A 12,210-nucleotide genomic window follows, 5' to 3' on the forward strand; every position below is an offset into this window, starting at 1 on the left:
AATAAAGATAAGGCTTAATATGCCTAAGCTAAATTAGTATTTATTAACACCCCTCTGGAAGGTGCTAGCTCCTATAAAGAAAGTTATTAATATTTTGAATTTATTGCCAAATTTAATTAAAAGGATCCCCTTATTGATTGACGCTTAACACCATAAATCCAAAATAGGTCTGACCAGTTAGTTAATTTCACTTTCGCACTTATCCTTTAATGGATATGTGCCTAAACCAATAAGAAGAAGAAGAAGAAAATATGAAACTAATGACATTATTGATTACCGCAATATTGCCACTCTCCATGGCGGTTGCAGAAAATACGGATACCACCTCAGAACCAGTCACCGCTTATGACGTAATGAGTGCACAAAATCGGCAAACCTACACTTATGTACGCTGTTGGTATCGACCTGCTGGCAATCATGATGACCCAGCAACGGACTGGGAATGGGCATTAGATGAAGAAGGAAACGACTACAGAATCTATGGGTACTGGTGGTCTTCTGTACGCTTTAAAAATATGTTTTATACCGATACCTCACAGCATGAAATAAAACAGCGTTGTGAAGAGACGCTCGGCGTCAGCCACGATTCGGCCGATATTACTTATTTCGCAGCAGACAATCGGTTCTCATACAATCATTCGATTTGGACTAACGATAAAAAAAATGCCGAACCCGTCATTAATAAAATGGTGACCATAGGTGATAGCCTTTCGGATACAGGCAATATATTTAATGCGTCACAATGGAAATTTCCCAACCCTAACTCTTGGTTTTTAGGACACTTTTCCAACGGTTTTGTGTGGACAGAGTATTTAGCAAAAATGTACGATTTACCTGTATATAACTGGGCGATTGGTGGTGCAGCAGGACGTAATCAATATATCGCGCTGAAGGGTGTGAACGATCAAGTCCGCTCTTACCTAAATTACATGACAATGGCCAAACACTATCAGCCAGAAAATACGCTCTTTACCCTAGGATTTGGCTTAAATGACTTTATGAATTACAACCATGAAGTCTATGAAGTCAAAGCCGATTTTAGCCGAGCAATGATTCGTCTTGTCGATTCGGGAGCTAAAAATATTATTCTACTCACCCTGCCCGATGCCACTAAAGCACCGCAGTTTAAATATTCAACAGCGGAAGAGATCGAGAAAGTCAGCGCAAAAATCACCGCCTTTAATGCGTTTATTCAGCAGCAAGCACTGTACTACCGCATGCAAGGAATAAATATCATCTTGTTTGACGCCCATAGCTTGTTTGAAAATCTCACCGCCAATCCACAGCAATACGGCTTTGAAAATGCGACCGATGCATGCCTCAACATCAATCGCAATTCAGCTTTAGATTACTTATACCGTCATAGCTTAACCAATGATTGCGCTTACCATAGCTCTGACAAATATGTATTTTGGGGCGTCACGCACCCTACCACTGCGATTCATAAATTAATTGCCGATGAAATCAGTAAAAACTCACTCGCGTCATTTCAATTTAAATAAGCCTGACCTTAGAGACAGCACGCAAAGTGCTGTCTCTAGACTCAAATAGGCATCGCGGTAGCGGCTTTCACTTGACGCATGGCGAGGTGGGCAGTGTTTAGGATTTGTGCGTGGGTGGCGAATTTGCATGCGCTCGTCAGCGCGGGATGGGTTGCCAGTAATGTTTTAATGAAACACGATCATTCGCAACATTACCGACCACCCATACATTAAAAACGAAGCACATCAAACACATCAAAAACGAAGCGCTAAACGCTCATATCAGCGATAGCAAATCTCTGCCCAACGAGCCAAACCAGCAGTCACTGAACCAAAGTAGTTACCGCTGACAACGGGTACGTGGGGCAGTTGCTGCTCTACCGCTTGGCGTAATATTGGAGAACGAGCAGATCCGCCCGTCATAAAGATAACATCCGGCTTTACACCGCCTTGCTCAACGGCTTCTTTGACCAATTCCACCATTTTCGCTTTAGGGGATTCGATGGCGTAGATCATTTGCTCTCGCTCAATTTGCACTTCGATCTGCTCAGAAAGAAGATCGAGCACCACCTGACATTGTGTAAGATCAGATAGAGCAATTTTTGCCTCTTCTGCACGGCGTACAATTTGATAGCCGAGCGTCTCAAAATAGACTTTCAGCAAACGCGCCAGCTTTTCTGGTTGCTGCGCCTCTTTGTGCAGCAACTTCAATGCAGCTAAATTTTGCTGAGCATAGAAGTCGCGTTGCGCTTCCACGTTGTTAATTGCAATCGGGTTCCAAAACTGTGTGATCGGCATATCAATGCCAGAAATGGCTTTACTTCCTAATCCAAAAGAAGACATCAACTGTTTGAAAGCAATATAGATATCAAGATCATTGCCTCCGACCCGTTGGCCACTATGCGCAAGCAAACTCGCGGTACGGTCGTCACGCCCTCGCCAACTCGGCCCCATTTTTAGCAATGAACAGTCGGTGGTTCCACCACCGATATCAACCACCAGTACGGTTTGATCTTGCACCAGAGTCGCTTCATATTCTAAGCCCGCCGCAACGGGTTCAAACTGAAAACTGATGTGCTGAAAACCGGCGCGTTTCGCCGCACGTTGTAAAATAGATTCCGCTTGTCGATTGGCCTCTTCACCACCTCGGCCATGAAAGTTAATAGGACGACCAATCACAGTATCTTGGATGGTGCGCTGAAGGTGCTGCTCTGCATTGTGCTTAATATTGACCATCATGGCGCACACCAAGTCTTCGAAAAAACTGACCTGCACATCACGTAAACCTGCCGCACCTAGAAATGATTTAGGGGATTTAACGTAATAAATATCGCGCGGATCCTGCAGATAGAGATCAAGCGCCGCTTGGCCAAAGGCAATGTCTTGCGCGGCAAGTTCAATACTCTCTTCGCGATTCACATTGATCGCGCGGCGAAGTACTTGCTCACCAATTTTATCGCTTGGCGTAATATTATGATGACGGAACAGATGCTCAGAAATGGACTCTCGCGTCGGGGCGCATATTGTCGAAGGAATGTAGTGGCTTTTACCTTCTATGGGTAACAATGTTGGCTGCCCATCTTGCATCATCGCGACAGAACAGTTCGCCGTTCCATAGTCAAAACCAATAAACATCGCTACCTCCTAGCATCAGAAAAAGGCCGGCGATCCTACCTTATGATTTTCACAAATACTATCCCCAAGCGACTTGGACTGTCTGGCGAGAAAAAACATGGATTGGTTTACACAAGCCAAGAGACGAAAAAAGACAGCAGCAGGCAGCCCACATAAGCCATTTTAATCACCTTGATATGTCGATAGTGGATAAGACAAGGTGACAAGATAAACAACGGGATCAGGACAAAAATGGGGTTCATACTGAATAGCCAGCTTAACAATACAACAGAAAGTGCATAGTAGAAGAGCCACGAATTTGGAACCGACAACTTTTTGCCAAGTCCCACTATAAATAATAATGCAGCAAGTAAAGGTAACATCATTAATTACACCTTTATGATATTAATTCTCATTTGCATTAAATATTAGTCACTGTTCAGCACAAAAGCAATAGAAAAACTAGGTACATTATCAGACACCAAGAGCCATACTCAACACAGGCATTGGAACCGTCTTTCATTTCTCTTTAACCACCCGAATAATGATTAGTTTTTCTAATTCAAATCATAGATTTTTATCTTGCTCAACTTCACACTTTTAGATTGATAAAAGCGCCTAGCCTCACTAATATCTCGCGCCGAAAGAGCGATACTTTTAACGCTGGCCATTAGTTTCATTATTCATATTAATTATATTTCGTAGTTGCACTATTGTGCAGGAGATAGACCATGTCCGCATCGTTTCCGTTAGTGAAACTCACATTTTTAATTGCGATTTTGACCGCTGTCGGCCAAATGACACAAACGATGTACGTCCCGTCCATTGGCCATATGGCGGGAGAATTTTTAGTTTCTCCTGCATCACTGCAGGCGGTCATGGCATGTTATTTAATCCCTTATGGACTATCACAATTTGTCTATGGTCCATTGTCAGACCGTCTAGGACGCAAACCGATTATTATCGCTGGGTTGCTGATTTATATTGCAGGATCACTACTCGCATTATTTGCTCACCAATACGATTGGTTTTTGGTTGGTAGTTTTATTCAAGGGCTTGGCATTGGGTGTGGTGGCGCAATGTCTCGAACCCTTACCCGAGACTGTTTTTCAGGAGCAGAATTGCATAAGGCCAATAGCCTTATCAGCATGTGCGTTATTTTTTCGCCACTCATTGCTCCTGTTCTTGGTGGGTACTTAACAGAAAGTTTTGGCTGGCGCTCTAGTTACTTATTTTTATCCCTATTCGCGATTGCCGTGGTGATCACTATGATGACGAGTATGGTAGAAACATTGCCTAAAGCGGCTCGCAGACACGAATCGGTTGTAAACAGCTATCGCTATGTGCTGAGTGACAAACGTTTCCAAGGGTATTTAATTTGTCTCGTGGCGACTTTCTCTGGCGTCGCGGTGTTTGAAGCCGCTGCAGGTGTATTACTTGGTGGCGTTTTGCAACTGCCTGCCACCACCGTCAGCTTATTGTTTGTCTTACCGATCCCAGGTTATTTAGTTGGTGCGGCGCTATCGAGTGTGATTGCGTTGAACTTCAACGAAAAAAGCGCCTTGTATGTGGGGTTGGTAGCGATAGCATTGGGCTCATTGGTGGTGTTTGTTCCTGGAGTGTTGGGACAAACCAGCGCATTGACCTTAATCGGTGGCGCCACCGTCTATTTTCTCGGTGCGGGCATTCTATTCCCCGCAGCCACCACTGGAGCGTTAACACCACTGCCTTACCATGCAGGAACAGGGGGTGCTGTGTTAGGCGGTATGCAAAACCTTGGGGCTGGTTTAGCCACCCTTTTGGCCTCAGCGTTTCCAGCTCATGATCAGATGCCACTTGGCGCATTGATGCTGTTGATGTCTGTGTTTGCTGTGGTTGGTTTGATTCGTGTTTACAGTAAACATGACCCATCAAATGAAATGCCATTGGCTGTTTAATAAACTGTAATGAAGAAAAAGCAGACAGGCCACCGCCTCTCTGCTTTTTTATTTGCTTTTTTTATTTTAGACGTAACACAGGATTCAAAAACTCAATATCATCATCCAAACAAAGCCTATCAATTTTAGTCAACTCTTCAGGTGTACTTACAAGAAATAATATCCATATCCAACGCATGAACTGCCGCCAATGACTCGACTATTTTTTAAGTGTAGTCAATAAGATGTCATTCACACTTCCCATGTGGCATCTATACTCAAATTATCACTCAAAAAAATGAGAAGCAGGATGAACAAAAGCCGAACATTTAATGAAAGCATTGATAACCCACTATCGAGTCGTATTGGTCGCAGGATCATTTTTTTCCTCATCATCTTGAGTGGCGCTGTAACAATGATGACAACGTTAGCACAAACGTATTTCGACTATGACAGAGAGTTCGATGATGTGGCTCAACGTCATCACGAAATAGAATTCGTTCATGCCGAACTGCTTGCCGCTTCTTTATGGAATTATGATCTGGTAGCACTTCAACAGCGCTTAGATGGCTTAGTCAATTTGCCTAAAATTGATTATTTGGAAATCACGTCTGGCGGTTATCAATTCAGTGCCGGAGAAAAAGTGACGGGGCAATTAGTCGCACACCGTTATCCCATGCTTTATATCAACCCAAAAACGCAAGCCAAAGAGCAGATTGGTGAGCTCTACGTTGAGTCTAATGCCCAAGAAATCTACAACTACTTAATCAAGCAGTTTCTACTGATATTGGTTGTGAACTCGATTAAGACTGCCTTTATTTGTTACGCTATTTTGATGATTTTCCATGAGAGCGTAAACCGACGAGTCTTCGCCATTGCTCAATACTTACGCAAATACAACCCTCGCCATCCACCAAAACCACTAAAACTTCCCCATAAGAAATGGATTATGGGGCATAACGATGAACTCACTTGGCTGGCCGATGAGACTAATAAAATTACCGGAAATGTAACTACGTTGTACAGTAATATAAAACTTGAACAAGAACGATTAGCCGATTTTACGGAGGTCTCATCAGACTGGTTATGGGAGACGGATAGTTCTGATAGGTTGATTTACACTTCCGAACCCATGCGTCAAGCTTTAGAGATCAGTGAAAATAGCAAGCCACTACTTTCAGAGATTGACTCACTGAGAGATATGAAGAAATTACTCCAATCCATTACTAAACACTGCTCGTTTTCAATGTGTGAAGAGACGATTATCATCAATGATTGTAAGCATTATTTGATGTTTCAAGCGGTAGCACGGTATGAGGAGGATATGTTTCTCGGGTTACGGGGCACAGCCATTAATATCACCGAGCTAAAACTGGCTCAGCTTGAACTACAAAAACTCAACCAAAACTTAGAGCGTCAAGTCACAGAGCGAACTCGTGATTTGGAAAATAGCATAGAAGAATTAAAAGCCACGCAAACACAGTTGATTGAATCTGAGAAATTAGCGGCTTTAGGTGGTTTAGTCGCGGGGGTCGCGCATGAAGTCAATACGCCATTAGGCATCGCGGTGACCGCAAGTTCGGTGATAATTGAGGTCACACAAGAGCTAAATACCGCCTTCGCCAATCAAACGCTTACAAGCCAGCAGTTTTCTGAATTGATGCAGAGAATGAATGAAACCAACACTATGCTTGAGAGCAACTTAAATCGTGCTGCCAAACTGATCCGAGACTTTAAACAAACAGCGGTCGATCAGGTATCTGAGAGTCGCAGTCAATTCTCGATCCACCAAGTATTAAGCGCGTTGATTGCTAGCCTACATCCGGAAACTAGGAAAATTCCAGTCATCCCACAACTAGAGGGAGATGTCGGGCTCACAATGAATAGCTTACCAGGCGTCCTCACTCAAATTGTCTCGAACTTAGTCATGAATAGCGTTAACCATGCTTTCAGTGAGGAAAAAAATCCGATAATAATCATTACATTCCGACAAGAAGGGCAGAATATTCTCTTAGAATATAAAGATAATGGCTGTGGCGTCGAACCAAAACTGCACCATAAAATCTTTGAACCCTTTTTTACCAGCAAAAGAGGCCGTGGCGGATCAGGGCTTGGTTTGAATCTTGTCTTTAATCTAGCGACTCAAAAACTACAAGGAAAACTAGATTTTAGTTCTAATGTTGGCCAAGGTGTTCATTACGTTTTTACCCTGCCTAAGGCCCTTGAACTTGTTAATAATGATGCTGCAATAAATGTGCAGTAATAATGGATAGAAAGTAATAATAGATAGAAAGTAAAAGGGTCAAGGTTGCCAATCATCGTAAGGAAGGTGAATAGCATCATAGAGTATTTGCAACTCACCACTCTCTTTAAGTTTATCAATCATTCTTGTTAAATAATCATCAATCCAATCACCTTTAGGCCCTTTGGGAATGATAAACACATCCTCATGGTCATAAAAATGCTGGCGATAAATATTTGTCAGGTTTAGACTTCTTAGAGCAATGTCGGCTTCTTCTTGTGCCCAAACAAATCCATCAATACGACCAGAAGATAGTTTAAGTAATGATGTATTGATACTATTAGAACGCATCACTGGAAAAGGCATATCATCAGGAAATGCTTCGATTATATAATGATTAGGGTTCGCCCAAAGCTGATCGACGCTAAATGGTTTATCCTTATTAGTGTAAAGAACAGAGGCGACTAAACCAAAAGAACGACTACTAAACCGGTAAGCCAGTTTGTCATCCTGATCATCCACTCTAACCGCTGGCAAAGCAAAATCAGCTTGACCATTCACAACACCATAGATAGCACGATGGAGTGGATAAACATGAATAATAATATTTACATTAGGATCAATTACATCAATACGTCGTACTAAATCAACAAAAGGCCCAGTACCATCAGCATTAATCAACCCAGGAATTTCACCCAAATGGGCAATAATTTCATTCCTAGATTGTTCTTTTTCTTCTGCATTAATAGAAAATAAAATAGGAAAGAAAATAAATGATGCATATATAAAAAATCGATTGCAATCCATTAAAACACTCATAACAACACCTATAGTTAATAAGTAAATAAACTTAATCAGGATACTGTTCACGAATAGCGATAAAATACTCCCAATTATCAATCAACAAAGTAACTAAAGTCGGGTCAAAATGTTTACCATTTTGGCTAATTAATTCATTTTTAATATCATCTTCCGACCAAGGCTCTTTATAACTACGTTTAGATCCTAAAGCATCAAACACATCCGCTAACGCGGTGATACGACCACTGATGGGTATCTGCTCGCCAGCCAATCCATTGGGATAACCGCTGCCATCCCATTTTTCATGATGACTACCTGCAATTTCTTTTGCTTTCACAATCAGTGGACGATTGGATTTACTCAGTATTTCGACACCACAGTCAACGTGCTTTTTCATGATTTCCCATTCATCAGCCGTTAACTTACCTGGTTTATGCAAAATACTATCCGGTATTGCGACTTTACCTACATCATGCAGTGGTGAACCATTTTTTATCATGTACATCTCCTGCTCGGGCAAGCCACACAGCTCGGCCAGTTTTTCAGCAATTAGTGAAACACGCTGTACGTGTGCACCTGTTTCTTTACTTCTGGCTTCCACTGCATTCGCTAAGTTATAAACAAGCTCTTTCGATGTTTCGCGTAGATCAAGCTGTAAATTTAAGTTTTCAAAAGTTAATCCTATGTTGTACATATAGATTTCAAGCAAACGTTCGTCGTTTTCAGATAAGAGCTCAAGCAAATTAATATAGAGTAAATTCTCTACGCCACGGCTATCCATCATATACAGCACAGAAGCATCATCATAGCTATGTGACATTTGGGTTTGCAGTGCAAGCTGGCAGCGCTTAGCCACTTCCGAAGGTAAGCGGGAGAAATCACAGTCAGAATAACAATCGACAAATCCTCCAATCGCCGCCAACGTTAAAGCGCACGAACCTTCACCTTCAGACTTAGGCTGAACAATACAATAAAATGCTGATGCATGGAGTTTAAGTAAAGACGTGAGCTGGCTCAGTACAGATTCAGCATAGGTTTGTAAGGTTGTAGTATTTTGTACCTTCGCTGAGGCTTCAATCACGCGTTTAAGCCCCTCTTTTTGCTCTTCTATCAAACAGAGGTCCCGATAAGAACGCAGCATCGAATAGAGCAGGGTTCTGAGTTTTTGTGTGGTGAGTTCTGTTTTCTCTTTATAGTCATCAATTTCATACTCTTGGATGACCTTATCTTCCGGGGCTTGCCCTGCTTGTCCGGTACGCAATACCAAACGAATGATTCTATTCTTACACTCTTCACGGATATACCTAACTAAATTCAACCCCGCGTGTTCTGTCTCCATGACAACATCAACGAGCGCTAAAGCTATATCAGGCTTAGTACTCATCACTTCTCTGGCTTCAAGACCAGACATAGCAGACAGTAGCTCTAGTGGCCGCCCTTGAAATGAAAACCCTCTTAGCGCTAAACGAGTGATCTGGTGCATCTGCTCATCATCATCGACTAGCAATACTTGCCATGGCTTATTTTCAACCTTAAGTTCATGAGATTTCTGATCATTAGGTTGCTCTTCTTGTCGATAATCCGCAAACAGATCCATTGCCTATCTCTCTGTATTAATCAATTCCTACTCTTATAGGTTTAGCACATAACCACTTTGTTGCTTGGCTAGAATCTTAATTAATCTGATGAATCTATTAGTTTTTGAAATCGATAACTTAACACTCCAATGAGGATCACAACCTCATCCCTAGATGACTGGGTACCTTTTATTGACACTCAACTTTATGGCTAATTCTTATATTTAAACTGAGCAATTTCACTGTTTAGTGTCTCTGCTTGCCCAGCAAGGTCGGTAAGTACCCCATCAACATCATTCACCTGCCCAGAAACCGACAGTGAAGCATCGGCAATCGAAGTAATACTGCTGCTGATTTCATCCGTTACTGATTTTTGCTCTTCTGTCGCGGCAGCAATTTGCACATTCATGTCATTCAGTTCGGTTAACATCGACATGATTTGAGCAAGCATATCCGTATTCAAATGGCAGGTTTCAACCCCTTTCACCACGGTTTTATTGGCCTTTTCAATTCCCTGCGACACACTGTTTATTTCATGTTGTAGCGAATCGATTTTTTTACGGATCTCTTCAGTAGAAGTCTGCGTGCGCCCTGCTAATGATCGCACTTCATCGGCAACGACCGCAAAACCACGACCCTGCTCGCCAGCACGTGCTGCTTCAATCGCCGCATTAAGGGCCAGTAAGTTGGTCTGCTCGGCGATACCTTGGATAACATCAAGCACTTCAGCAATAGAATTACTTTCACTATGGAGCCGCTCAATAGCTTCCACCGCCATCTTCATCTCATCGCTCAACAAACTGATTTCATTTCCCAACGCTTCCCCGACGTCGACACTTTGTGACCCTGTATCATTAGCTGATTTCACATAATCGGCAGCTCGGCTAGCAAACTGCGCTACCTCGCCAATTGAAGCACTCATTTGATTTACCGCCGCCGCGACCGATTCTGTTCTCATACTCTGCTCGGCAACAGCGCCTCGCGTGCTCTCCATATTGGAAGACATACGATGAGTGCTGCCGTTGAGTGACTCCGTCGCCCGCGCAAACTGCTCAATGGTTTTCTGTAAGCTGCTAAATAGCTGGTTAAAGGCAACCGCAACTTCCGCCATTTCATCTTTACCCTTTTCACTTAAACGCGCGGTTAAATCATTCTCCTGATTAATCCGATGCAGCTCTAACGACGCACTGCGGATAGGTTTGGATATACCACTTCCCACGATGTAAGAAATAAAGAGTGAGAGCACCACAAGAACAGCAATGCTAATCAACACAGTTTGCAGTACTGAACGCTCTAAAGTCGAGACATCTTGCAACGCCTCAGATTGATCGATTTCAGTTAATATAGCCCATTTTTGTCCTAAAACATCCAGAGGTGCGTAAGCCGAAAGTACTTCAACATTACGATAGTCTTTGATGGTTTCTAGGCCTTGTCCACCCGCCAATGCCTGTCGTACCGCGTCGGTCTTGATGCGTTGACGTCCAATGGCCGAACCCTTGGTTTTGATTTGCTCAATGGTGGCAGGCTCAACACCAATATCAGTTAAAGTTTGAAAGTATTGCTCAGGATCTTCTAATAAAAACCGTGATTGACTGCGCAATAAACCATCTTGCCCCACAAGGTAAGTTTCTCCACTTTTACCGAGCCCCGCATCAGCCCAGCTACCGCCAAATGTCATGATGTTGTTGATCACATCGATCGGCATCTGAAAGATCAGCGTGCCTACCCGCTGCTGTTCTTTGAAAATTGGGGCCGAAATAAACGAAGCCGCTGCCTCATAGGAAGGATAATAAGGTGCAAAATCTTCGAGGTAGGATTGCCCCTCTTGCAAGTTTTTTGCCTTAGCAAATGCATGGCCTAGCCCCGAATTTTGATATGCGCCAGTTGATAAATTGGTCGCAAAATCCAGTTCTTTAAACACGGTATAAACCACGTTGCCTGACAAATCGACAAGGAAAATATCGTAATAGCCAAACGCTTCTAAAAATCGCCTAAATGAGGCGTGATAACGCCGGTGAGCTTCATCATAGCTGCTGCCCAATGAATCAAAATCCAAGTGATGTTTGGATCCAAGCTCGTTAGGGTTTACGCCGATGTAGCGAGCCTGCAGTGCTTTTCCCTGCTCTGAAAGCTGTGCAAATGCACCAAGTTCATTTGGCTGACTGCCATTGTTTTCCTGACGGTAAGTACGACCAAACTGATCACGATAATACCGTTCTAGCGCATCCATATCTTGGGGCGTTATACGGTGGGCAGGATAACGAGAGAACGAACGAGTAAAAGAATCCATTGCTTCTTGAGTCGATACCTCGGAAGACAAGGTCTCAATTTGCAGACGGATCTGTTTGAAATAGTTAGTTATTTCACTCTTTTTGATTTCGCGTACGGAGGTAAGTTGATTTGCGGCTCGGTCATAAAGTGCTTGGCTTGAGAGCTCTGATGCTCGCCACCCAACAAAACCACCACTGATTACCACGCCAACTGAACACAAGATAGTACATGCCGCGATGATTTTCGTTGATATTTTCATAGTCAAACCCTACGCATAGAAATGAACAACTTTTTGTAAAGCCATCGTC

Annotated in this window: 8 protein-coding genes; 3 read left to right on the forward strand and 5 right to left on the reverse strand. The window is 42.9% G+C overall.

Features of this window, described 5'->3' with window-relative positions:
* The first annotated feature begins 251 nt into the window (after positions 1-251).
* Positions 252-1,502: an SGNH/GDSL hydrolase family protein gene (locus CCZ37_RS18020; protein ID WP_094501884.1), complete on the forward strand. Its 1,251-nt coding sequence runs from the start codon at positions 252-254 to the stop codon at positions 1,500-1,502.
* Positions 1,503-1,763: 261 nt separating this feature from the next.
* Here the strand turns inward: CCZ37_RS18020 and yegD are convergent, their stop codons facing one another.
* Entirely contained in the window at positions 1,764-3,116 is a 1,353-nt protein-coding gene (gene yegD, locus CCZ37_RS18025) for a molecular chaperone (protein WP_094501886.1), read from the reverse strand.
* Positions 3,117-3,223: 107 nt separating this feature from the next.
* Entirely contained in the window at positions 3,224-3,481 is a 258-nt protein-coding gene (locus CCZ37_RS18030) for a hypothetical protein (protein ID WP_017045096.1), read from the reverse strand.
* A 345-nt stretch (positions 3,482-3,826) separates the two neighbouring features.
* Between CCZ37_RS18030 and emrD the strand changes: the two genes are divergently transcribed.
* Positions 3,827-5,032, forward strand: a complete 1,206-nt coding sequence (gene emrD, locus CCZ37_RS18035; protein WP_094501888.1) for a multidrug efflux MFS transporter EmrD — start codon at positions 3,827-3,829, stop codon at positions 5,030-5,032.
* Between the two features lie 289 nt (positions 5,033-5,321).
* Positions 5,322-7,274, forward strand: a complete 1,953-nt coding sequence (locus CCZ37_RS18040; RefSeq protein WP_167372455.1) for a PAS domain-containing sensor histidine kinase — start codon at positions 5,322-5,324, stop codon at positions 7,272-7,274.
* A 39-nt stretch (positions 7,275-7,313) separates the two neighbouring features.
* On the opposite strand, the gene CCZ37_RS18045 is transcribed toward CCZ37_RS18040, so the two are convergent.
* The 3 genes from CCZ37_RS18045 to CCZ37_RS18055 form a co-directional block, all read right to left on the reverse strand.
* The gene (locus CCZ37_RS18045) at positions 7,314-8,072 is read right to left on the reverse strand and encodes an ABC transporter substrate-binding protein (protein WP_094501892.1); all 759 of its coding nucleotides are present in this window, start codon (positions 8,070-8,072) and stop codon (positions 7,314-7,316) included.
* A 31-nt stretch (positions 8,073-8,103) separates the two neighbouring features.
* Entirely contained in the window at positions 8,104-9,651 is a 1,548-nt protein-coding gene (locus CCZ37_RS18050) for a DUF3369 domain-containing protein (RefSeq protein ID WP_094501894.1), read from the reverse strand.
* 191 nt (positions 9,652-9,842) lie between these two features.
* Positions 9,843-12,167 (reverse strand): methyl-accepting chemotaxis protein, encoded by a 2,325-nt coding sequence (locus CCZ37_RS18055; protein ID WP_094501896.1) that lies wholly within the window; start codon positions 12,165-12,167, stop codon positions 9,843-9,845.
* Between the last annotated feature and the right edge of the window lie 43 nt (positions 12,168-12,210).

Source organism: Vibrio qinghaiensis, from assembly GCF_002257545.1.
In the GTDB taxonomy this organism is placed as follows: domain Bacteria; phylum Pseudomonadota; class Gammaproteobacteria; order Enterobacterales; family Vibrionaceae; genus Vibrio; species Vibrio ordalii.